Consider the following 22,612-nt stretch of genomic DNA (forward strand, 5'->3'; position numbering starts at 1 on the left):
TCACGGCTTCCCGATCGCCATCGCCAGCGCCGCCGCCAGGAACGGAAACGGCACCGATACCGCGGCGCGGAACCAGACGAATTTCGCCGGCATGAACGGGATTTCCCAGAGGATCAGCCGCTGGAAGGCGAACAGCGCCCAGGCGACGACATAGGCGATTACTTGCGGCGAGCCGCCGCCGACCTTCAGCGCCACCGCGCCGATCGAAAAGCCGACCACCGGGCCGCCCGGCGTCAGTCCGCCCGCGATCACGGCCGTGAGCACGCCGAGCCAGCCGGAATCCGGGCCCAGCCAGCCGGTGATGATTTCGGGAGGGATGACGGCGGCGATGTAGCCGGAGCCGATCACGCCGAGCGCGATCCGCGGCACGATGTTGATGAAATCCATCGCGCCCTCGCGCGCCGCCGAAACCACCACGACACGGCCGCGCCGGAACGCGATGATGCCAAGCACCAGCACCGAGCCCCACAGGCTGATGTCGATGATGAGCGCGCTCATCGTCATGACGGCTCGCCCTCGCCCTTGGGATACATCCGCACATAGACGAAGCGCCCGAGCGCGCCGGCGAGCACCGGGATCGGCAGCGAGATCACGATCCGCCACAGCGTGAAATCGGTGCCGAGAATCGGCAATTCCCAGGCCACCGCGCGGCCGTAACCGATCAGCGTCCAGCTCACCACCATCGCGATGGTGGCGCCGAAATCCGCGCCGACCGTGAGCAGCGCCGCCGCCACCGGATAGGCCGTGAACGGCCCGCCCGGCAGGATGGCGCCGAACGCCGTTCCGATCAGCAATCCCTTCAGGCCGGAGTTCGGCCCGAGCGATCGCGACACTTTCTCGTGCGGCAGGATTTCCGTAATGAACGCGCCGAGCAGGCAGCCAGCCAATACGCGCGGCAGGATCTCGCCGAACAGCCAGAGATCATGGGTGAGAATCTTGAGCACGCCGTCGATACCGTCGCGGCGATAGACCAGCGTGGCGCTGACCGCGACCAGCACGGCGATGAAGATCATCGACCAGCCGACCGGCTTGCGCTTGCGTCGCGGGACCGCTTCGGCCTCCGCAAGTTCGTCGGCGGGCACCGGTTCTTTCAATGGGGGTTCTGACAATGCAATGAATCGGCAGGTGAAAAGTCCAACCCTGCTTAGTCCCGGCCGGGGCCTCACGCAAACGGAACAACTGAAACATCCATGCGCCGCTCAGGCATGGCCATGCAAGGCTGTCACGCGCTTTTCAGGTCAGGTGGCGCACCAGCGCGAGGCCGGCAAACAGGCCGGCAATCGACAGCACCACCGAGCCGATAATGTAGGCCGCCGCCAGGCCAAGCTCACCCCGCTCATAGAGCACGGCGGTATCGAGCGAGAACGCGGAAAACGTGGTGTAGCCGCCGAGTATGCCCGTCATCAGGAACAGCCGCCACGGCTGCGAGGCCTCGCCCTTGAGCGCGAGATAGCCCGCGATCAGCCCCATCACGGTCGATCCTGATATGTTGATGATGATGGTGCCCCAGGGAAATCCGGGGCCGATGCAGCGGGCGCAGGTGAGATTGATGAAATGGCGCAGCGACGCGCCAAGGCCGCCACCGACGAAGACCAGCAAATAGCTCATCGCAGCATTTTCCACATCGCGAAATCACCCGGCAACAGCGCTTGTGCCGCAAGCCCACGACGCCTGCAAGGATGGCATGGAAGGCAAAAGATAAGGGCGGCAGTTTTGCACCGCCGCCCTTGATATAAGTTCGATGTCATTCCGGGATGTTCCGAAGGACAGACCCGGAATCTCGAGATTCCGGGTTCGCGCTATCGCGCGCCCCGGAATGACGGGCTCAATCAGGAAGCCTTGCCGAACAGCTGGTCGACATATTCCCAGTTCACGAGATTATCGACGAACGCCTTCAAATAGTCCGGGCGGCGGTTGCGATAGTCGATGTAGTAGGAGTGCTCCCAGACGTCGCAGCCGAGGATCGGGGTTGCGCCATGAACCAGCGGGCTCTCGCCGTTCGCGGTCTTGGAGATTTCGAGCTTGCCGTTCTTGACCGACAACCAGCACCAGCCGGAGCCGAACTGGCCGACGCCGGCGGCGGCGAAGTCGGTCTTGAACTTGTCGAGCCCGCCGAGATCCTCGGTGATCTTCTTTTCCAGACGGCCGGGCAGCTTGCTGCCGCCGCCATTCGGCTTCATCCAGTTCCAGAAATGCAGATGGTTGTAGTGCTGGCCGGCATTGTTGAACACCGCCGGGTTCTTGCCGAACGAGGCCTTGACGATCTCCTCGAGGGACTTGCCTTCGAATTCGGTCCCCTTGATCGCGTTGTTTCCGTTGGTCACGTAAGCTTGGTGATGCTTGTCGTGGTGGAATTCCAGCGTTTCCTTGGACATATAGGGGGCAAGGGCGTCATGGGCATAGGGAAGGTCAGGAAGCGTGAAGGTCATGGGGTGATGTCCGAAAATGATGGGAGACGTGGTGTAACGGGAACCCTTATAGAAGGTTCCATCGCGCTTAAACACCGCAATTTGACAAAGCGGGCGGCTTCTTCGGTAACGATGCTCCGCGTCCAGCGTATGACGGGACATACGGCTATTGCGGGGTAAAAGATGAGTATCGAGATCGATGTCCTGAACGGGGACGCGTCATGGCCGAGGGTCGAACCGCTGATGAATGCGGTCTGGCCGCAGCATGTGGTCGAGAAACTGTCCTGGGGCCATGTCAAATGGGCCCACGCCGATTTGCGCGTGCTGATCGAAGCGCCGGAGGATTCTAACGGCGAATCGCCAAACCCCGGGCTTGCCTGCCACGTCGGTATCTTTTTCCGCACCGCCACCTGGAACGGGCGCAAGGTCGATATCGGCGGTATTGGCGGGGTTGCGACCCGCGAGGATTTCCGGGGGCGAGGGCTTGCCGGCCTCGCGCTCGGCGCCGCGGTCCAGACCATGCGCGACCACGAAGCGATCAAGTTTGCGCTGTTGTTCTGCGAGCCGCATAATTTCGCCTTCTACGAGGCCCGCGGGTGGCATAAATTCACCGGCGAGATCTATGCCGAGCAGCCGGAGGGACGCATTCGTTTCGAGGCGATGGCGCCGTTCGTGTTCGACTTCACCCGCGCTCCGCGCGACGGCGTCATCGACCTATGCGGCCTGCCATGGTGACCCCTGCGCGGCGATGGGGTGGCTTGCGCATGCGCCTGCCGATAATATGTTGGCCATAATATATTGCCCTTCTGGCCGACAAACCGGTGACGCATGACGATCGACGCCCCGCTTGACGCGCGCCCCGCGGCCATACGAACCGCGCCGGTCAACAGCCTGGTGACCTCGCCGATCCTGCCGACGCTGCTGAAACTCGCGCTCCCCAATGCGATCGCGATGTTCGGCACCACGCTGGTAGCGGTCGCCGAGACCTCCTATATCGGCCGGCTCGGCACCGAGCCGCTGGCCGGCATCGCGCTGGTGTTTCCGTTCGTGATGCTGACGCAGATGATGTCGGCGGGCGCCATGGGCGGCGGCGTGTCGTCCGCCATCAGCCGCGCGCTCGGCGCCGGCAACCGCGACCGCGCCGCCACGCTGGCGCTGCATGCGGCCATGATCGGCACCTGCGCCGGATTGTTCTTCACCGTTGTCATGCTGACGCTCGGCCGGCAATTCTACTCGCTGCTCGGCGGCCGCGGCGGCGTGCTCGAACAAGCCATGCAATATTCCCACGTGCTGTTCTCCGGCGCGGTTTCGATCTGGCTCGTCAACACGCTGGCCTCGGTGGTGCGCGGCACCGGCGATATGCGCCTCCCATCAATCGTGCTGATCTTTGTTGCGATCGCCCAGGTCTCGGTCGGCGGCGGCCTCGGTCTTGGATTATTCGGCCTGCCGAAACTCGGCATGCCCGGGGTCGCCGCAGGCCAGCTCACCGCCTTCACGTTAGGCGCGATCTTCCTGGCGTGGTACCTCGCCAGCGGCCGCAGCCGGCTGAAGCTGAATTTCACAGCCTTCAGGTTCGAGCGCGAGATGTTCGTCGACATCCTCAAAGTCGGCGCGATTGCCTGCCTGGCGCCGCTGCAAACCGTCCTGACCATCCTGATCTTCACCAAAATCGTGGCGGGCCTCGGCACGGAGACGCTGGCCGGTTACGGCATGGGTTCGCGGCTGGAATTCCTGCTGGTCCCGATTGCCTTTGCATTCGGCATCGCCTCGGTGCCGATGGTCGGCATGGCTGTCGGCGCTGGCCTCGTGGCGCGGGCGCGCCGGGTGGCCTGGACCGCGGCCGCCGCGGCAGGCCTGACCGTCGGCCTGATCGGCCTGGTCGTCGCGATCAAGCCGGTGCTCTGGATCTCGCTGTTCACCAGCGATCCCGGCGTGACGGCTGCCGCCTCTTCCTACTTTGCCTGGGCCGGCCCGGCCTTCGGCTTCTTCGGCACCGGCCTCGCCCTCTACTTCGCCTCGCAGGGCGCAGCCAAGGTCGGCGGCCCGGTCATGGCCGGCACCATCCGGCTGCTGCTGGTCGGCCTCGGCGGCTGGTGGCTGGCGTCATCGGGCGCACCGGCCTGGACCCTGTTCGCGCTCGTCGGCGCCGCGATGGTCGTATACGGCCTCTCCACTGTGCTGTTCATTCGCTTCACGCGCTGGGGCAAGTGAGCAGCCAGCCCGCGTTATGCGGCGGCGAGAAGCTCAAGCCGCCATCGCCTTCAAGGCGGTCGCCGCCGAGGCATAGCCGCCGCGCGCGCCATCGATGAAGTGAACGTGATCGCTGCGCATCACCGACGGCGTGAAGCAGGTCATCATCGCCGCGTCCTGGCGGTGCAAGCCATAGCGCACGACACCGTTTGAGGCCGCCTTGGCCAGCCGTTGCGCCAGCGCCTGTTCGAGCTCGGGCGTGCAATCGAGGATCATGCGCAATCCATCGTCGTATTTGCGGAAGTCGGAATTCTCCACCACCTGCTGCATGTAGGTCTTCGGCACGAAATTGCCGACCTTGATGCCGAAGCGCAACACAACATAGGCCCACAGCGCGATGGCCAACGCGGAACTGCGCCGCCGCAACAACGACCCACCGCGCGCCGCACGCGCCTCGTATTCGATGCCCGCCGGGGGAAAGCGGATATCGGGTCCGCCTGAAGGCACCGGCCGCCCGGCATCAGGGCTGCGTTCGACAAGATCGATGATGTCTTCGATCGCTTTGCGGAATGCGCGCGGATCGGCGCCCTTTGCCGGCACCACCAGCACCGAAAGAATGAGACCGCGCGCGGAGGGAATTTCCTCGAACCGGCATGACAGGCCGGACAAATCCGGCTGCTCGCCCGCCGGCGCCGCGGGGACCGCGAATTCGCCGCGCTTCATCGCCGCGTCCGCCCAGCCGAGACCGCCGCCGGAAAACATCGCGAGGGACAAATTGGGCGACGGCCCGAACCGCGCGACTCTGATGTCGAGGCCCTGCGCGCGGATTGCTTTCACCGGCACCAGCGCCACCCGCATTGCGAGGTCAAGGCCTTCGCTGACCCAGGTCGCTGTCGCCGCCAGCGCCTCGCGCGCGCGGCCGAGATCGGCGGGCGCCACGGCAAAGCTGGCGCCATCACCGCCGAACACGAACGGAAACTCGCGTCCATCCAGCGCATTGGTCACGGCGGCGATGACAGCGGCGCCCGCCATGTTGACCGCCTTGTAGCGCTGATTGGCGATCGCCTTGGTCGATTCCACGATGTCGGCGACGCCGACGGTCCAATCATCCGGCAACGGCGAGTACAGCGCCGGATCCATCAGGCTGGTGAAGCCGCGAAAGACCGGAATGCCGCCGTAAAATATGTCGGTGCCGTCGGGCGTGGTCATTGCGATGCAAGTTACCCCGTTTTCCGAAGCTGTCTAACAGATACGGCCTAACCCATATTCGGGTTCGCCCCTGCTACAGTTTGACGCCCCGCAGCACCAATTGGTTGAGCCTGCTGGCAAATGCCGCCGGATCCTCCGGCAACTCGCCATCGAGGATCTGCGCCTGCTCCAGCAGCAGGAACGACAGATCCGCGGCTGCGTCCTTGGCCCCGGCAATCGCCGCGACCAATGGATGGCGCAGATTGATCTCGAGGATCGGCTTGCTCACTGACCCCTGGTTCTGCATTGCCAGCAACCGCTCAAGCTGGCGGTCGCGGCCGTCGCCGCCGGCCACCAGGCAGGATGCGCTCGACGTCAGCCGCTGCGACGCCCGCACGTCGGAGACGCGTTCCCCGAGCGTGTCCTTGATGACGGCGATGGTCGCGGCCTCATCCGTGGTGCTCTCTTCCTTCTTGTCGTCGGCCTTGTCGTCCATCAGCGGTATCAGGGCGAAATCGATATCGCCCTGGCTCAACGATTTCAGCGGCTTGCCGCCGAAATCGAGCGGCGCCGAAGTCCAGAACGCATCGACCGGATCGGTCAGCAGCAACACCTCGATCCCGCGTGCTGTGGCGGATTCGAGTTTTGGGTTCGACTTCAGCCGCTCGATGCTGTCGCCGGTGAGGTAATAGATCTCGGTCTGGTTCGATTTCAGGTTTTCGACGTACTGCTTGAGCGAACGCTTCTCGCCCGACGTCGTGGTGAATCGCGACAGGCCCAGCAGCTTTTCGCGCCGCTCGAAATCTTCCCATATGCCTTCCTTGATCACGGGCCCGAACGAATCCCAGATTTTCGCGAACGCCTCCGGCTCCTTGTCGCCGAGGTTTTCCAGCTCGGTGACGACGCGGCTGGTGACGGCCTTGCGGATCCGCGCGAGCTGCGGGTTGTTCTGCAGCATCTCGCGGGAAATATTGAGCGGCAGATCCTCGCTGTCGATCACACCGCGGATGAAGCGCAAATAGGCCGGCAACAAATCGGCGTCGTCGGCAATGAAGACGCGGCGAACATAGAGCTTCACCTTGCCCTTGCGCGCCTGGTCGAACAGGTCGAACGGTTTTGTCGACGGTGCGAACAGCAGCACCGCATAGGACTGGCGGCCCTCGGCCCGGTAATGCAAGGTCATCGCGGGCTCGTCGAACGCGCCGGCGATCGCTTGATAGGCGCCCTTGTAATCGTCAGGCGTCAATTCCGATTTTGGCCGCTGCCACAGCGCGCTGGCCGAATTGATCTGGCGCGGCTCGCCCTCCTCCGGCACCAGCTCAATTGGAAACTGGATGTTGTCGGAATAGGCGCGGACGATCCGCTCGATCTCGTAGGTCTCGATATATTTCTGCGCGTTCTCTTTCAGATGCAGCACGATCTCGGTGCCGCGCGTGATGCGCGCGGCGTCCTCCTCGCTCGCGGGCGCGATCTCAAATCCGCTGCCGCCCGACGACGACCAGGTCCAGACCTGATCCGAACCGGCGCGGCGGCTGGTGACGACGATGCGCTCGGCGACCATGAAGGCGGCATAGAAGCCGACGCCGAACTGGCCGATCAAATTGGCGCCATCCTTGGCCTCGGTCAGGCGCGACAGAAACGACTTGGTGCCGGAGCGCGCGATGGTGCCGAGATTGTCGATCAATTCCTGCCGGTCCATGCCGATGCCGCTGTCGACCACGGCAAGCGTGTTCGCCGCCTTGTTCGGCACGATGCGGATCGCGGGCGGCGCGCCATCGGTGATCAGTTCGGGTGCGGCGATCGCCTCATAGCGCAGCTTGTCGCAGGCATCGGACGCGTTCGAAATCAGTTCGCGCAGGAAAATATCGGTTTCCGAATAGACCGAGTGCACCATCAGATGCAGGAGTTCGGCGACCTCGGCCTGGAACGGCTGGGATTCGGGGGCAGTCGTGGTGGTCATCAGGGGCTCACGAGATCAAGCGTGGGTGGGAAAGCCCTGATATAGCGATACTATCTGGAGTGGCAAGGTTCGACGGCCGGCCGGTTCCCACCCTCGGCCAGCCTAATCCGCAATCGCGGCCAGATAGCGCCGGACCGAAGCATCGAATGCGGCCTTTGCGCCCGCCTCGATGTTCTTGCCCCACCACGCGCCATAGATGCGGTCGAACGCCAACGGCGCGACCGCGCGCGCGATGCGTTGAACCGATTTCGCGTTCAGGGGGATGTAGTTCGGAAAGCTGTACATGAAGCTCAGCGAGCGGCGGTCCATCGCCACCATGGCAACATCACCGGTGAGCAGCGCGCCTCGCCGCTGCGCACCCGCACGCCAATGCAGGATCGTGCCGCCCGCGAAATGACCGCCGGTGCGGATGAGAACAATGTCATCGGAAATCTGGCGGCTGTCGCCGGTCCACGGCACGATCGCGGCATGCGGACGCGTGACCCATTGCCGATCGTCGCCATGCAGATAGATCGGAACGCCGCCAAAGGCCTCGCTCCAGTCGGCGACCGCGCCGTAATAATGCGGGTGCGAAACCGCAATCGCCTTCAGGCCGCCGAGCGACCGGACGTGGTCCACCGCCTCCGATGTGGCCAGGGGCACGCAATCCCACATCACGCAACCGTCGGGCCCGGGAATGAGCAGCGCGCGCTGCCCGATCGCGAAGCCCGGATCGAGAGCGATCCCTGCTAGGCCGAGGTCATCGCGCCAGACGAGCTTGTGGCGCTCCGCCAATGCTTCGCGCGAAAGCCATAGCTGGCCCTTCCAGTTCACGTACTGCCGTTCGTCCTCGCAAATAGGGCACGCTGCCGGCGGCGCGACGCTGTCCGGAAACTGGGCACCACATTGCTCGCAAGTCCACAAGGGCATCGCCGTCACTCCATCCGGTAGAAACACGACTCTCGCAAATGTGCGGTTTCGGATCAACAAGAGGGAATTTTAGCCCTCAAGTTCAATTGACTTGCTTCGACGCTGTTGGAGGGTAAGTTCCGGTACATGATTTGGTTTTGCCTTGGGTTCGCTTTTTTTATTGCTGCTGTGATTATTGCAGGACGCGCGCACAGCCGGCGTCTGGACAGGCTGGACGATCTCCACGCCCAGGGTTTTCTCAACAATCATTGACGAGGTCCGGTTATCGCGACCATTCAAAAATTATGCATGATTATAGGCTGGCTGGCACTGGCATTCATCGCCTTCGCAACGCTGTCGCCGATCCACGTCCGCCCCGTGCTCGCCGAAGGCCTGATTGAGCATTTCGTCGCCTTCGCCTTGCTGGGCCTTGCGCTTGCCCTCGCTTACCCCAACCGCGTGGTTTTTGTTGTCACGATCGTTGTCGGAGGCGCAGTGGCGTTGGAGATCTTGCAACTGCTGACGCCGGATCGCCACGGCCGTCTGCTTGATGCGGCCGTGAAAGCGGCGGGCGGCATCGGCGGGATTGGCGCCGGACAATGGGCGGTCATGCTGCTGAGGGGCAAAATCGGCCGCGCCAAATAGCGCATTTCGATTCGGTTTTTACGGTTATTTCAAATAGCCGTTATTTCAAATGCCTTGCCCGGACACTTGGCGTCGATATTTCTTATGGGGCGCCTGTTTGGATTATCCCAAGACAGGCGCCGATTATTTCCAGCGACGCGGGACCGTCACGCCTTGGTCACTCCGCCGCGAGCTTGACCTCGGGCGCGGCGGCGCGGACGTCGGCGTCGACCTGGGCTTCGAATTTCGCAAAATTCTTCTGGAACATGCCGACCAGCGCGCGCGCGGTCTTGTCGAACTCGGCCTTGTCCTTCCAGGTGTTGACGGGATTGAGGATGTCGCTGGGCACGCCCGGCAGCGCCGTCGGCACCGCAAAGCCGAAATACTTGTCGGTGCGGAATTCGACATTGCGCAAGCTGCCGTTCAGCGCGGCGGTCAGCAGCGCGCGGGTCACCTTGATCGGCATCCGGCTTCCGGTGCCGTACTTGCCGCCGGTCCAGCCGGTGTTGACCAGCCAGCAATCGACATTGTGCTTGGCGATCAGCTCGCGCAGCATGTTGCCGTAGACCGACGGATCAAGCGGGAGGAACGGCGAGCCGAAGCAGGTGGAGAATTCCGGCTGTGGCTCGTTGCCGAGACCACGTTCGGTACCGGCGACTTTTGCGGTGTAGCCGGACAGGAAGTGATACATCGCCTGCGCCGGGGTCAGTTTTGCGATCGGCGGCAGCACACCGAAGGCGTCGGCGGCCAGCATCACCACGTTCTTGGGCTGGCCGGCCCGTCCGGTGCGCGAGGCGTTCGGGATGAAATCGAGCGGATAGGCCGAGCGGGTGTTTTCGGTTTTCGAACCGTCGTCGAAGTCCGGCACGCGGGTGCGCTCGCCCAGCACGACGTTTTCCAGCACCGCGCCGAAGCGGTTGGAGGCCGCGAAAATCTCGGGCTCGGCTTCCGGCGAGAGCTTGATGCATTTGGCGTAGCAGCCGCCTTCGAAGTTGAAGACGCCGTCCTTGCCCCAACCATGCTCGTCGTCGCCAATCAGCGTGCGCTGGGGATCGGCCGACAAGGTCGTCTTGCCGGTGCCGGACAGGCCGAAGAAGATCGCGGTGTCGCCGTCGGGGCCGACATTGGCCGAGCAGTGCATCGGCAGCACGCCTTTGGCGGGCAGATAATAGTTCAGCGTGGTGAACACGCTCTTCTTCATCTCGCCGGCATAATAAGACCCGCCGATCAGGACGATCTTGCGGGCGAAATCGATCGCGACGACGTTCTCGGACTTGCAGCCGTGACGTTTGGGATCGGCGCGGAAACTCGGCAGATCGATGATGGTCAGCTCCGGCACGAAGCTGGCGAGATCGGCCGCTTCAGGGCGGATCAGCAGCGTGCGGATGAACAGCGAATGCCAGGCCAGCTCGGTGAAGACGCGGGTCTTGATCTGGAAGGAGGGATCAGCGCCGCCATAGAGATCCTGCGCGAACAGCGACATGCCTTCGGCGTGCTTGAGGAAATCGGCGTAGAGCGCGTCGAACTGCTCTGAGGTGATCGACTGGTTGCCGGCCCACCACATCTTCTCGGTGGAGGCGTCGCGCACCGTGAACTTGTCCTTCGGACTGCGGCCGGTGAACTCGCCGGTGTCGGCGCACAGCGACCCATCGGCGGAGAGCACGGCTTCGCCTGACGACAGCGAATATTGGTAGAGCTGCGGCGCTCCGAGGTTCCAGCGAACCTCTTTGAGTTTCTTTAAGCCAAATTTATCGGCGCCAAAGGCACCGTTACGCACACCTGTCTCTTGCACGAAGAATCTCCATCAATCACCGCACGACCTAGCCGTCGATCACGAAATGCGAATGACAATGAAACGCAAGAATAGTGCCACGAGCTGCGGCTTACCTACTCAAGACGACGGGCAGGCATGCGACAGCATCATGCCCGACCCAATTTGCCCAAATTGCAGTCGCGGGGCGCGAGATCGCCGGGCAATTGAGCTCGGCCGCTGTTTTCTCATCTGGGTGAGTGGCGCCAGTTACCCCGCCACGTCAAGATTTAAATCGCCGTTCGCGCGTTCAATCCCTGAAAGACGTATGCAGGGCATCCGTCAGCGGCGACACGATATATTCCAGTGCCGTACGCTCGCCGGTCGCGACCACGACGTCGGCCTGCATGCCCGCGATCAGCTTGTCGCGGTAGCGTGCATCGAGCTTGGCATCGGAGAGATCGATGAGGCCGAGAAAATAGGGCTGCTTGGTAATGTCGTCCACCAGCCTGTCATGCGAAATGGACGCCAGCTTTCCGGTCATCATTTGAATGCCGCGCGCGCGGAGTCCCGGGAAACGAATTTCGGCGGTCTGCCCCACGCTGAGATGTTCGATCGAATTGACGGGAAGCTGGGCGTGAACGACGAGCTTTTGGTTGCTGGGAACGATTTCCATCAGCGACTCGCCGGCACGAACGACCTGCCCGACCGTGAACACCTTCAGATTCTGTACGGTGCCCGCCCGCGGCGCGCGAATATCGAGGCGGGTGAACAAGTCCCGCGCCACGATCAGCTTTTCCTTCGCGGTATTGATCTTCTGGCGTGTTTCCAGCAGCTGGGCCGACACTTCCTCCTGGAATTTCTGCTCCAGCTGCATCACCTGCAGGCGCGCTTCGCTGATTCCGTTGGTCGCTTTCGCCGTATCCGCGATGGCCCGGCCGACGATGCCCTCAAGGCGTGTGCGCTCCCTTTCCATGGCAAGCACGCGCGTGATCGGGATCAACCCCCGCTCCTTCAGCGAACGAAGGCCCGTCAACTCCTCGTCGAGGAAACCGATCTGCTTCTCGGTCGACGACTTCTCGACGCCGATGCCTTCCATTTCCCACCCGAGCTGCTGAATCTTGGATTCGATCAGCGTGATCTGGGTCGCGCGCGAGCGCTTGCGCTCTTCAAATTGCAGCGTCTGGTCCTGGACGATCCTGGCCAGGACCGGGGACGCTGCCTGCCGCTCCAGCAGTTCCGGAGGAAAGGTGATGCGATCACGGCGATCGATTTCGGCAACCAGCGACGCTTCGAGCGCGAGTGCGCCGTCGAGTTGGCTGCGCACCGTCTCGAGCCCCGAGCTCGCCTGCAACGGCGACAGATTGACCAGCAATTGCCCCTCGACGACCGACTGGCCTTCTCTGACCGAAATCTCGCTCACCATACCGCCTTCGAGGTGCTGCACCACCTTGCGGCTGTCCTCGATCATGACGACGCCCTGCGCAACGACGCCGCGGTCGAGCGGCGCGACAGCCGCCCATCCCCCCATGACACCGAAGGTGAAAATGATCAGCGTGTATCCGGCGATTGCCGTTTTACCTTGCGCATTTGCGAATGGCAGCGAACTGGGGGCGCGCCGGGGAATGCCGGGCTTGAAACGCGCAGGAATTGAAAACCATGCAGGAATTGAGAAACCAACCTTGAACATGATGACTGACCTCAGCCTGCCGCAGCCCGAACGGGCACTGGAGGAGCGATCAAGTGCTTGAGCACTTCGTGGCGGGGACCAAACACCTGCGCCATGCCGCCCTCAAGCACGAGAATCTTGTCGGCGACGGTCAGTACGCTGATCTTGTGGGTAATCAGAATGATTGTCGTGCCAAACGAGCGAAATCGGCTGATCGCCTGGACCAGCGCTTCCTCGCCGCCCTGGTCCAGACTTGCATTGGGTTCATCGAGCACGACCAGGGCCGGACGATCGAAGAACGCCCGCGCGAGCCCGATGCGTTGGCGCTGGCCGCCGGACAGCGTGGCGCCCCCCTCGCCGACCGCCGTGTTGTAGCCGTCCGGCAAGAGCTGGATCATCTCGTGACATCCGCAAAGCCGGGCGGTCTCGATCACCGCTTCGCTGTCGACCTCTTGAAAGCGCGCGATGTTCTGCGCGACGGTTCCGGAGAACAGCTCGATATCCTGCGGCAGATAACCGATGTAGCGACCGCGTTCGCGCGGATTCCAATGCGAAAAATCGAAGCCGTCGAGACGCACATTGCCTGACGACGGTCGCCACACGCCCGTAATCACCCGAGCCAGGCTGGATTTTCCGGCGGCGCTCGGGCCGACAATGCCCACGACTTCGCCCGGTCGTGCTTCGAATGAGATATTCCGCAAGGTGCTGCGAGACTGTTCCGGGGGGCCTGCGGCGACCGCCTCGAGCGTCAGATGGCCTACCGGCCGCGGCAGGCTCACCCGCTTCGGCTCCTCGCCAGCCACGGCGAACAATTTGACAAGTCTGCTCCAGCTGTTGCGCGCGTTGGTCAGTCCCTTCCAGTTTGCGACGACGCCTTCGACGGGAGCAAGCGCCCGCCCGACAAAGATCGAGGCGGCGATGATCATGCCCGCGGAAATCTGATTGTGGATCGCAAGATAGGCGCCAAGGCCCAGCACCATCGCTTGCAGGAACATGCGGACGAACTTGGACGCGGCCGCCATCAATCCCGACCGTGTGCCTGCGATTGCCTGAAGATTGAGCACATGGGTATGTTGCGCAATCCAGGTCTCGCGCAGGACATCGAGCATGCCCATGGCGTGAATGACTTCGGCGTTGCGCAGGGCAGACACGGCCTTCTGGTTGGCCGCGATCGACGACTTGGACGCCTGGCTCATCGGGCCCGTGGTGACGAGCTCACTGGCAAGCGTCAACAGGAAGATAAGGACTGAACCGACCAGCGCGATAGCCCCGAACCAGGGGTGAAGAAAGAAGCAGGTCACGATGAAGATCGGCATCCACAGCAGGTCGCACAGCGCAATCAGCGCGGGACCGGCGATGAACTCGCGAACCGAATCGAGGTCCCGCAGCGTTTGTCCCTGGGCAAGACGGGGGAAATGCAGGCCGGCGGAGTGCGTTGCATCGAAGACCGAGCCGGCCAGCTTGCTGTCGACAGCGAGGCTGGCCTGAACCATCAGGCGCGAGCGCAGCATCTCAAGCAGCGCATTGATGATCAGGAGATAACCGACCAGCAGCGTGATGCCGAGCAGCGTGGTCTCGTTGCGGCTGCCGATCACCCGGTCATAGATCTGCAGCATATAAAGCGGGCTGGTGAATGCGAGCAGATTAATGAAGAAGCTGAAAACCACCGTCGTCATGACTGCCGGAACGCACGACTTCACGCCGTTGACGAGAACGGCGCTTGCCTTAATTGGACCAGACCCAGCCATTGCGACAATCCCGCTCCACCATTTCGCGCTGATCCAACAAGGAAACATGCCCGCACAAATCCCATGCGCGCAGAATGTGTGCTTTTTGTTGCGCGCTGGGTTCCATCTCCGCTCAATTAAATCCAGCCGACAGCGCGCGCCCGATCACATCAAACCAAATTCGTTCCTAAACAATTAGCACGCTGCAAGATTCATGAAGCCGACATGCTCGTTTGGTTTGCTTTTGATTGAGCCTCTCTTGCCAGCACGGCATGTGGTGATTTAACGGAGACAGCATGCGTGCGGAACGGTTCCCACGGATGGTTCGCCATGCCAGACTTCGCCATGCCAGACTCGGCAGAACTCGAACTCACTCCCTCGTGCCCACTAACAAGGCAGCAGCCGACGCCCGGGTTGCGTGAAAGCTGAAGAAGATCGTCTTTGAAAATTTTCATCAACGGTAGATTCCTGTCGCAATCGCTCACGGGCGTTCAGCGCTATGCCGCCGAAATGGTTAAGGCCATGGATCGCCTGCTGGCGTCCGGGCAAGCCGCGCAGCCGCTGCTCGCGGCGGAATGGCAGCTCCTCACCCCGCCCAACGCGAAGGCCGAGCTCGACCTCGCCGTCATCAGGACCAGACAGGTGGGCCGGCGGACCGGGCATGCCTGGGATCAGATCGACCTTGCGCGGGCGTCGGCGGGTGGCCGGCTGATCAGCCTCGCCAACTCCGGGCCGGTTCTGCACCGTAACCACCTCGTCGTCCTTCATGACGCCCAGGTGTTTCGCCGGCCGGACTTCTTCAGCCGGAGCTACCTGCTGCTGCACCGGACGCTGGGCCATCTGCTGGCCCGCACCGCGACAATTGCAACGGTTTCCGAGTTCTCGCGGCGCGAACTCGCCGCCGCCCTGCGGCTGGCACCGCCGGCCGTGCCGGTGTTTTCCAACAGCGCCGAGCATTTTGCGGCAACGGTGCCGGATCTTGGGGTGATCGACCGGTTGGGCCTCGTTCCCAACCGGTACTTTCTCTTCGTCGGGTCGATGACGAAGAACAAGAACGTATCGCTGGCCATCCAGGCGTCGGAGCGGCTGGGCCGCGCGGATATTCCGCTCGTCGTGGTCGGCGGCGACAACAGCAAGGTGTTTTCCGACGGCCCCACCGCCGCAAAGGCCGGGGTCGTGATGGCGGGCCGGCTCAGCGACCAGGAGATCGCAGCGCTGTTTTCGCGTGCAAATGCATTTATTTTCCCCAGCCTTTATGAAGGCTTCGGGGTCCCTCCGCTGGAGGCAATGTTCTTCGCCTGTCCGGTGATAGCGAGCACCGCAGAGGCGGTACGCGAAACCTGCGGCGACGCCGCGGCTTATTTCGACCCTCTCAACGTGGACGAGCTGCATCAACGCATGCTCGAAAGAATTGCAGCAGGAGGCATCTCCGGCCCCGAGCGGCAGAAACAGGAAGCGCGCCTTTTAGTCTATTCGTGGGCCAAATCCGCTGCCGCCATGTTGCGTTTTCTCGAAAAACCCCCAGTTTAAAATTTAAATAAACGTATTAAACCTGAACAAAGGCAGGAACCCACCACATCGCGGCCCAATTATTGCTGCGTATGAGGATCAGCCTTGTCGTATCGGCGTGAAGAAAAATAAAGGATTAAGGGTGCCCAGCAGTCAGGTTAAAACCATGAGAATCTTGCATGTCGCCGAAACGATCCGGGGCGGCATTGCGACTTATCTCAACGAGCTGCACCCCCACCAGCGGGCCAGCCTCGGCGCCGGCAACGTGCACTACGTTATTCCATCCGGTCATCGGGCCGATCTGGTTGGGATCGAAGACGCGGAAATCACGGAATTCGGCCGTGCGGACCGGGGTATTTCAGGCCTGTTCCGGATGCTGGTCGCGACCCTGCGCGCTGTTCACCGCCAGCAACCGGATGTCGTTCACCTGCACTCCTCGTTCGCCGGACTGGTTCTCCGCCCGTTCCTGTTGCTGAGGCGCAAGCGGCCGCGGGTCGTCTACTGTCCGCACGGCTGGGCTTTCTCTCGCGAGACGGGCCGCCTGAGCCATCAGGTCACCAAGATCACGGAAGGTATCCTCGCCAGGATCACGGACCGGATCATCTGCATTTCGAGGGATGAATATAAAGAGGGGGTTCAGGCCGGAATTGACGCCGATCGTCTGGTTCTTGTGCACAACGGCATTTCGAAGAATCGCCCGCTGCTCAATACGGTCTCGGCGATATGGCCTTCGGAAAAGACCAAGGTTCTGTTCATCGGCCGCCTCGACCGCCAGAAGGGGTACGATCTCCTGACCGAAGCCGCCCGCGCGCTCGAGGACCAGGTCGACGTCCGGATCGTCGGGGCTTCGGTGATCGGCAAATACAGGGATGAAGGGCGTGCGCTTCCCTCCAACGTCTCTTTGCTGGGCTGGCAGGACCGGCACCAGATCGAGGCCCAGCTCGAAAAGGCCGATCTCGTCGTCATCCCCTCACGCTGGGAGGCCTTCGGCCTCGTCGCCCTCGAGGCGATGCGGGCGGCCAAACCGATCATTGCCTTTCGCATCGGCGCGTTGCCGGAAATCGTCGAAGATGGCGTGACGGGCGTGCTTTGTGAGCCGGCTTCCGCCGCCCAGCTCGTTGAAGGGTTTCGGCGCGCGCAGAAGCTCGATCTGCCTGCGGTCGGCCAGCGAGGCTACGAGCGCTTCAGACAGCTTTATGACATCGAGAAGACGCATCGCGTGCTCAGCCAGGTCTATGTCGACCTCGGTCGAGGCGATCACATGCGATCCCGGCAACAAGCCGAACTGCAATCGGATCTGCCGAACAATTACTGATCGCAGCCGCTGCCTTGCGGAGCCGACTTAATTCTTCAAAGATTTTAATTTTCAAAGGCATTAATTTTCAAAAGCCTGGACGCCTCGCCGAACGGCTGGCGGCCGGGCGTCGTCAAATCACCTGCCCAGCCACAGAAAGTCGACTCCGCGCGGCTTCTGATCATTGTTGGCGGCGGATTCGTTCCCGCGCTCGCGCCTGTCGGAGAACGACCACCGTATCAGGACAGCGACGAGCAACGCGCAGGTCAAAAATCCCGCGGTGAACGCCAGCAATGCCACCGGTAGGGCATCCATTTCGCTTGCCTCCCTTTTCTCGTTTGAAGCGAGTATAGCTAGGGAGCCCGGATTAGTAAGTAGTTACGTCAATCCAAGAGACTCGTGCTTAACGGCTGAAATCCCTAACAAATATTGGACAAGCGGCTATCGCTGCGGCCCGCGAAATATTATTGCGCTGCGGCATCGATTTGCGGCGAGTTCCCCATGCCAACTCATGTATAAGTGGCTGATGCCCCTGAGGAGGCTTCCATTTGGAAACGCTGCTGTACGTTTTGGCAGGCTGGTTCGTGTTTAATATCTTTTTCGCCGTGGCAATGTACTTCCGACCGATCCGGCCAAATCCTGCCTCAGCCGATAACCCGGCCCAATCTCACGCTGCGGATCCATCCGATGCCGCGAGCGGACGTCCAATACAATTTGAATCGTCCGGTGGACGCGGCCATTCCATCGTCACCCGGGTTTTGTTCTTTGGCCACTGGCTGAGCGAGCGCGTTCGCTCATCGATCGCCGCGAAGCAAGAACCCACCTAGCCGCTCAATCCTGCGTGCACCCGCCGTAGCCGATCCGGGACGCCGCCCCGGGCGGGGCCGTACCGCCCCCGGGCGGGCGCTCGGCGGCCGCGCCGAACGGCGTTCCGCAGCCTCAGGCACGGCGTCCCAAGGATCGTTCGGCTGATCGCTCAGTTGATCCCTTGGCTGGTCGCTCGACCCTTCATGTTGACCTTGATCCACTCGGCGCCGCACTCACCCGCCGCAGCGTATGCGCGCCGTCGCCCCTGATATTAAATATCGCCGAATAGCAGGACATTTAATTTTCCGCCGGGCATGAAGGCGAGATAGTGACAATAAAATGGCGCATTTACTGACCGATACACGCCATGCTCAAACTTTAGCCAGCTTTTGCTCAGAACCCTCTCAGTGCAAGTTGCAAGAAGGTCACATGATCGGGGCTTTACCTCGGAAGGCGGTCGCTCGGGAGTGACTTCGGATCCGGATGGTTGCTACGGTTAAACCGGACGAAGAGTTTTAAATTGGACGAAGCGTATCACGAGGGTGCTGCAGTGATTGAAAGAAGAGCAAAAGCAAAAGGGTTGATTTGTTCTTCTGCTCTTTTCGCGGCACTGGCGTTCGGCCTTGGCGGCTGCGCGGGCTTTATTCCGACGGATGCGCCGGATGGATCAGCGACGCATTCGAACGCTGCGATAGTTACGCAGCCATCGGCGCCCCTTCCCTACATCCTGATGCCGATCAATCCGGTGGTGCTGCAGGCCACCAATTCCTTCACCGACGGGGCGGGGCTGGTATTTTCCAAGTTGCCTGGCGGGAACTATCGCGATGTGACCATCGGCGTCGGCGATATCGTTACCGTCACCGTCTACGAGGCCCAAGCCGGCGGTCTGTTCATTCCGCGCGAAGCGGGTGTGAGGCCAGGAAATTTCGTCGACATTCCGCGCCAGCAGGTCGACCAGTCGGGCAATATCAACATTCCGTATGCCGGTTCGATCAAGGTATCCGGCCTGACCCCGCGCGCGGTGGGCAATATTATTCGCGAACGTCTCAAGGATCGCGCCATCGATCCGCAAGCCGTCGTCAGCGTTGCGGAGCAGCGCGGCAACCAGGTTAGCGTGCTTGGCGAGGTCAACACGCCGCTGCGCTTCCCGGTCGATCCCGGCGGTATTCGATTGATGGGGGCCATTGCACGTGCAGGCGGCCCCAAATATCCCTCTTACGAATCCACCATCACGATCAAACGAAACGGCCGTACCTACAATGAGTCGATGTCGAGCGTGGTCCGACATCCCGGCGAAGACGTACTGCTCGCTCCCGGCGACGTCGTCTTCCTGACGCGAATTCCGAGGGTGTTCATGGTGTTCGGCTCGACACCGTCGCCCGGCTCGATCGGCGGCACCAACAATCGCCGTTTCACCTTCGAGAACGACAGCATGACGTTGGCCGAAGCGCTGGCGAAAGCCGGCGGTCTGGACGGTATCCGCGCCGACGCCAAATCGATCTTCGTCTATCGCTTCGAACCAAAGCCGCTGCTGGAGAAGATCGGACTCGAAGTAGCTCAGTTCCCGACCGAGCTGGCGCCCGCCATCTACAAGTTCGACATGAGCAAGCCCGACGGCTGGTTCCACGCGGACTCATTCCGGATGCGCGATCACGACGTGATTTCGGTCGCGGAGTCGCCGTCGACCGAGTTCATCAAGCTGATGAATCCGCTGAACGCGGCAACCACGAACGCGGCAAATATCAGCGCCACCATCGCGAACACGAGATAGACCAGGAAGCATCGCCCAACTCGAACCGCGACAATCGAGGATGGACGCGTCCAGGTAACCGATTGCTCGCAATCGGCCATGGACGTGGTCCTTTGTCTTGATCACGAGCCGGAACACATCGGGCGCCAGGACCCGCACGCTGTTCCGGCATGCCCTGCAACTGAAAAGGCATGGCAGCCGTTAGCGAGACTACCTATCTCTGCCGATCAAGCACCGAAGCGAAATGCCGGAACGGCATGCCGCATCGGAACCCTGCTGCCGGTCGATGCAGATGGCCCGACTTCCCTCGCCTTCAACTTCCCTTGGCGAATGGAACTCTCGCACCGGTAAGCTTCCAACCTGAGGCGATCCTTGAGAATACTCATCGTCAATACGCTTTATCCTCCGGAGATCATCGGGGGCGCTGAAGTTTCCGTGTCGCTGCTCGCGCAAGCCCTTTCCCGCAACCACCATCAGGTTTCCGTCGTCAGCCTGCATGACGCGCAGAACACCGCGGTCAGCGACCTAAAGGGTGTCCGCGTCTACAGACTTCAGCTCGACAACGACTACTGGCCATTCGGCCAGGATCGAAAGCCATCACGGCTGCAACGCCTGAAATGGCACTTGCGGGACACCTGGAACCGGAAGGCCGCCAAACGGTTCGCGGAAATCCTGGATATTGAAAAACCTGACGTCGTCCACACCAACAACCTGACGGGATTTTCAGTGGCGCTCTGGTCGGAAGCCAAGCGCCGCAACATCAGGATCGTGCATACGTTGCGCGACTACTCGCTGCTCTGCAAAAGGTCGACGCTTTTCAAGAATGGCGCTACCTGCGAGCGCCGATGCACGTCATGCGCTGCCATGACGGCTTCGTCGCGGCTCGCCTCGCGCATGGTCGATGCCGTCACCTCCAACAGTCAGTACGTGCTCGATCGGCATCAGCGTCTCGGATACTTCTCCAAAGTTCCGGATCGCGTGATCTTCAACATTGCCGACACCAGCGCGCTCGCCGCTGCGGCGCCCCCCTCCGATGAGGATGACCTGACGTTTGGATTCATCGGACGGATCGAAGCCGAGAAAGGCATCGATGTCGTGCTCAAGGCCACAGAATTGCTGCCCGACACCGGTTGGCAGCTCAAGATTGCCGGCAGAGGGCTCGAGTCCGATGTCCGGGAATTCAAAGCCCGTCACCCGAGCGACCGGGTGAAGTGGCTGGGCTTTTCCAGATCTCAGGATTTTTACGCCGGTATCGACGTCTGCCTGATCAGCTCGGTCTGGCCGGAGCCGCTGCCGCGCACCCTGATCGAGGGAATTAGCGCCGGCCGCGCCACAATTTGTTCCACTGCGGGTGGGATACCGGAGATATCGGGGTTTTCTAACCTTATCGGTATGTACCAACCAAGCGATCACCGCGAGTTGGCCGGACTGATGTTGAAGGGAATCGACGAGGCCGCTCGATGGAAAAAAAGCCTGCCTCCGCGACCAGACTTTGCGGAGAAGTTCACACCTGAGACCATTACACGCGAATATTTGGAGATGTATTCGACCGACAGCTAGGGGGACCGTTCTGTACCAATGAGAACAATTGCAACCAATCGCTATACGATCTGCACCGGGACGGCTCATTTTTGATGAGGGTCCTTGTTACAACATCCCTCTATCCGACGCCGCTGGCTCCAAAGGTCATCGGCGGTGCGGAAATATTCGTACGCAAACTGGTCGAAGGCTTCGTCGCCAGCGGGGACAGTGTGGAAGTGATCCGCGCCGCGTCAGCCCCCAACCAGCAAACTGAATCATGCGACGATGTCGATATCTATTCCGAGCCGGTCAGCAACATCTACCTGCCGTTCACCGAACAACACAGCGCACCAATGCGGGGACTCTGGCACGCGGTCGAGGATTGGCGACGATCGACAAAACTGGTCGCCGACCGGATCAAAGCGTTCCGGCCTGACGTGCTGCATTCCAACAACCTGTCGGGCCTGACGACGGCGGTCTGGAAAGCTGCATCCGACCACGGCGTCCCGATCGTCCACACCTTGCATGATTATTACCTGACGTGCCCGCGATGTTCGCGCTTCTCTCACGGCAGCACCTGCACGCACACCTGCTTCAGCTGCAAGTTGCTAACCGTAAGCCGCCGCACGGCGACCAGGCAGCTCAGCGCGATCGTTGGCGTGAGCCAGCGCATTCTGGATATTCACACGGAGCTGGGCCTCTTCGCGGACACCCCGCTTCGCAAGGTCATCAGACACGCTTCGGCACTCCCCCCGGTCGCGCCCGAGCCCAGACGCCCGGCTGACCTCCTGACGCTGGGTTTCATCGGGCGCCTCACGGAGGAGAAAGGCATTTACAATCTGGTCAAGGCTGTCGGCACGTTGCCGCCAAACTCCGTCAAGCTGGTGATCGCAGGCTCTGCCGGCGCCGAGATGAAGGAGCGGTTGCGTGCCTTGGCACCTGAAGCCCAGATCGAGTTCCTGGGATTTGTCGCCCCCGAAACGTTCTATCGTCAAATCGACGTCGTGGTCATTCCGCCGATCTGGGAGGAGCCCGGCCCCATCGTGGTCGCTGATGCCCAGGCCGCCGGCAAGCCCTTCCTCGGCACCCGCTTCGGAGGCATACCGGAGGCCGTCGCAAGGGGCGCGGTCGGGTGGCTTACGGCGCCCGATCCCGACTCGCTGGCCGAAAGCATCAGGAAGATGTTGTCGAATCCTGACGAAGTAACAACAATGACCCGGAAGTTCGCCGACAAGAACAGTCAACGTACATTCTCGGAAGTCGTCGCCGAGTACCGTGCGATCTTCGAGCAATTGCGTGGCCGTGAGGAATAGCCGTGTGATGGAGA

General features: G+C 61.8%; 22 protein-coding genes. 10 read left to right on the forward strand and 12 right to left on the reverse strand.

Annotated elements, in window-relative coordinates:
• The 4 genes from ABIE49_RS15855 to ABIE49_RS15870 all read right to left on the reverse strand — a co-directional run bounded on the left by ABIE49_RS15855 (position 1) and on the right by ABIE49_RS15870 (position 2,429).
• Complete coding sequence (locus ABIE49_RS15855; RefSeq protein WP_192738376.1) at positions 1-498, reverse strand: hypothetical protein; 498 nt, start codon at positions 496-498, stop codon at positions 1-3.
• Between the two features lie 2 nt (positions 499-500).
• Positions 501-1,109, reverse strand: coding sequence for a permease (locus tag ABIE49_RS15860; protein WP_192738196.1), 609 nt, complete (start codon positions 1,107-1,109; stop codon positions 501-503).
• A 124-nt stretch (positions 1,110-1,233) separates the two neighbouring features.
• On the reverse strand, positions 1,234-1,608 hold the full coding sequence (gene crcB, locus ABIE49_RS15865; protein WP_192738197.1) for a fluoride efflux transporter CrcB: 375 nt from the start codon (positions 1,606-1,608) through the stop codon (positions 1,234-1,236).
• Between the two features lie 221 nt (positions 1,609-1,829).
• Positions 1,830-2,429, reverse strand: a complete 600-nt coding sequence (locus ABIE49_RS15870) for a superoxide dismutase (RefSeq protein WP_192738198.1) — start codon at positions 2,427-2,429, stop codon at positions 1,830-1,832.
• A gap of 162 nt (positions 2,430-2,591) precedes the next feature.
• Between ABIE49_RS15870 and ABIE49_RS15875 the strand changes: the two genes are divergently transcribed.
• Together ABIE49_RS15875 and ABIE49_RS15880 are read left to right on the forward strand one after the other, a co-directional pair.
• The gene (locus tag ABIE49_RS15875) at positions 2,592-3,143 is read left to right on the forward strand and encodes a GNAT family N-acetyltransferase (protein WP_192738199.1); all 552 of its coding nucleotides are present in this window, start codon (positions 2,592-2,594) and stop codon (positions 3,141-3,143) included.
• Between the two features lie 93 nt (positions 3,144-3,236).
• The gene (locus tag ABIE49_RS15880; protein WP_192738200.1) at positions 3,237-4,619 is read left to right on the forward strand and encodes an MATE family efflux transporter; all 1,383 of its coding nucleotides are present in this window, start codon (positions 3,237-3,239) and stop codon (positions 4,617-4,619) included.
• 33 nt (positions 4,620-4,652) lie between these two features.
• Here ABIE49_RS15880 and ABIE49_RS15885 read toward each other — a convergent pair whose 3' ends face one another.
• The 3 genes from ABIE49_RS15885 to ABIE49_RS15895 form a co-directional block, all read right to left on the reverse strand.
• Entirely contained in the window at positions 4,653-5,807 is a 1,155-nt protein-coding gene (locus tag ABIE49_RS15885; protein WP_192738201.1) for a DUF3095 domain-containing protein, read from the reverse strand.
• Positions 5,808-5,880: 73 nt separating this feature from the next.
• Positions 5,881-7,749, reverse strand: a complete 1,869-nt coding sequence (gene htpG, locus ABIE49_RS15890; RefSeq protein ID WP_192738377.1) for a molecular chaperone HtpG — start codon at positions 7,747-7,749, stop codon at positions 5,881-5,883.
• Between the two features lie 99 nt (positions 7,750-7,848).
• Complete coding sequence (locus tag ABIE49_RS15895) at positions 7,849-8,655, reverse strand: MBL fold metallo-hydrolase (RefSeq protein ID WP_192738202.1); 807 nt, start codon at positions 8,653-8,655, stop codon at positions 7,849-7,851.
• A 288-nt stretch (positions 8,656-8,943) separates the two neighbouring features.
• Between ABIE49_RS15895 and ABIE49_RS15900 the strand changes: the two genes are divergently transcribed.
• Positions 8,944-9,279, forward strand: coding sequence for a hypothetical protein (locus ABIE49_RS15900; RefSeq protein WP_192738203.1), 336 nt, complete (start codon positions 8,944-8,946; stop codon positions 9,277-9,279).
• Between the two features lie 157 nt (positions 9,280-9,436).
• Here the strand turns inward: ABIE49_RS15900 and ABIE49_RS15905 are convergent, their stop codons facing one another.
• The 3 genes from ABIE49_RS15905 to ABIE49_RS15915 all read right to left on the reverse strand — a co-directional run bounded on the left by ABIE49_RS15905 (position 9,437) and on the right by ABIE49_RS15915 (position 14,353).
• Positions 9,437-11,050, reverse strand: coding sequence for a phosphoenolpyruvate carboxykinase (locus ABIE49_RS15905; RefSeq protein WP_192738204.1), 1,614 nt, complete (start codon positions 11,048-11,050; stop codon positions 9,437-9,439).
• 268 nt (positions 11,051-11,318) lie between these two features.
• Entirely contained in the window at positions 11,319-12,698 is a 1,380-nt protein-coding gene (locus ABIE49_RS15910) for an HlyD family type I secretion periplasmic adaptor subunit (RefSeq protein ID WP_192738205.1), read from the reverse strand.
• A gap of 11 nt (positions 12,699-12,709) precedes the next feature.
• A complete protein-coding gene (locus ABIE49_RS15915) occupies positions 12,710-14,353 on the reverse strand; it encodes a type I secretion system permease/ATPase (RefSeq protein ID WP_354066839.1) in 1,644 nt (547 codons plus the stop codon).
• On the opposite strand from ABIE49_RS15915, the gene ABIE49_RS15920 reads away from it, so the two are divergent.
• A complete protein-coding gene (locus tag ABIE49_RS15920) occupies positions 14,325-14,603 on the forward strand; it encodes a hypothetical protein (RefSeq protein WP_192738386.1) in 279 nt (92 codons plus the stop codon). The two genes, ABIE49_RS15915 and ABIE49_RS15920, sit on opposite strands and share 29 nt — an antisense overlap.
• Before the next feature lie 13 nt (positions 14,604-14,616).
• On the opposite strand, the gene ABIE49_RS15925 is transcribed toward ABIE49_RS15920, so the two are convergent.
• Positions 14,617-14,859 (reverse strand): hypothetical protein, encoded by a 243-nt coding sequence (locus ABIE49_RS15925; RefSeq protein ID WP_192738207.1) that lies wholly within the window; start codon positions 14,857-14,859, stop codon positions 14,617-14,619.
• Between ABIE49_RS15925 and ABIE49_RS15930 the strand changes: the two genes are divergently transcribed.
• Both ABIE49_RS15930 and ABIE49_RS15935 read left to right on the forward strand, forming a co-directional pair.
• Entirely contained in the window at positions 14,846-15,934 is a 1,089-nt protein-coding gene (locus ABIE49_RS15930) for a glycosyltransferase family 4 protein (protein ID WP_192738208.1), read from the forward strand. The genes ABIE49_RS15925 and ABIE49_RS15930 overlap by 14 nt on opposite strands.
• Positions 15,935-16,079: 145 nt before the next feature.
• Entirely contained in the window at positions 16,080-17,228 is a 1,149-nt protein-coding gene (locus ABIE49_RS15935; protein WP_192738209.1) for a glycosyltransferase, read from the forward strand.
• Positions 17,229-17,345: 117 nt separating this feature from the next.
• Here ABIE49_RS15935 and ABIE49_RS15940 read toward each other — a convergent pair whose 3' ends face one another.
• On the reverse strand, positions 17,346-17,522 hold the full coding sequence (locus tag ABIE49_RS15940) for a hypothetical protein (protein ID WP_192738387.1): 177 nt from the start codon (positions 17,520-17,522) through the stop codon (positions 17,346-17,348).
• Between the two features lie 233 nt (positions 17,523-17,755).
• Between ABIE49_RS15940 and ABIE49_RS15945 the strand changes: the two genes are divergently transcribed.
• From ABIE49_RS15945 to ABIE49_RS15960, 4 genes are all read left to right on the forward strand, one after another.
• Positions 17,756-18,034, forward strand: a complete 279-nt coding sequence (locus ABIE49_RS15945) for a hypothetical protein (RefSeq protein ID WP_192738210.1) — start codon at positions 17,756-17,758, stop codon at positions 18,032-18,034.
• Between the two features lie 530 nt (positions 18,035-18,564).
• A complete protein-coding gene (locus ABIE49_RS15950; protein ID WP_192738211.1) occupies positions 18,565-19,785 on the forward strand; it encodes a polysaccharide biosynthesis/export family protein in 1,221 nt (406 codons plus the stop codon).
• Positions 19,786-20,136: 351 nt separating this feature from the next.
• Positions 20,137-21,324, forward strand: a complete 1,188-nt coding sequence (locus ABIE49_RS15955) for a glycosyltransferase family 4 protein (protein ID WP_192738212.1) — start codon at positions 20,137-20,139, stop codon at positions 21,322-21,324.
• 74 nt (positions 21,325-21,398) lie between these two features.
• Positions 21,399-22,598 (forward strand): glycosyltransferase family 4 protein, encoded by a 1,200-nt coding sequence (locus tag ABIE49_RS15960; RefSeq protein WP_192738213.1) that lies wholly within the window; start codon positions 21,399-21,401, stop codon positions 22,596-22,598.
• The last annotated feature ends 14 nt before the right edge of the window (positions 22,599-22,612 follow it).

Source organism: Bradyrhizobium sp. OAE829, from assembly GCF_040546575.1.
In the GTDB taxonomy this organism is placed as follows: domain Bacteria; phylum Pseudomonadota; class Alphaproteobacteria; order Rhizobiales; family Xanthobacteraceae; genus Bradyrhizobium.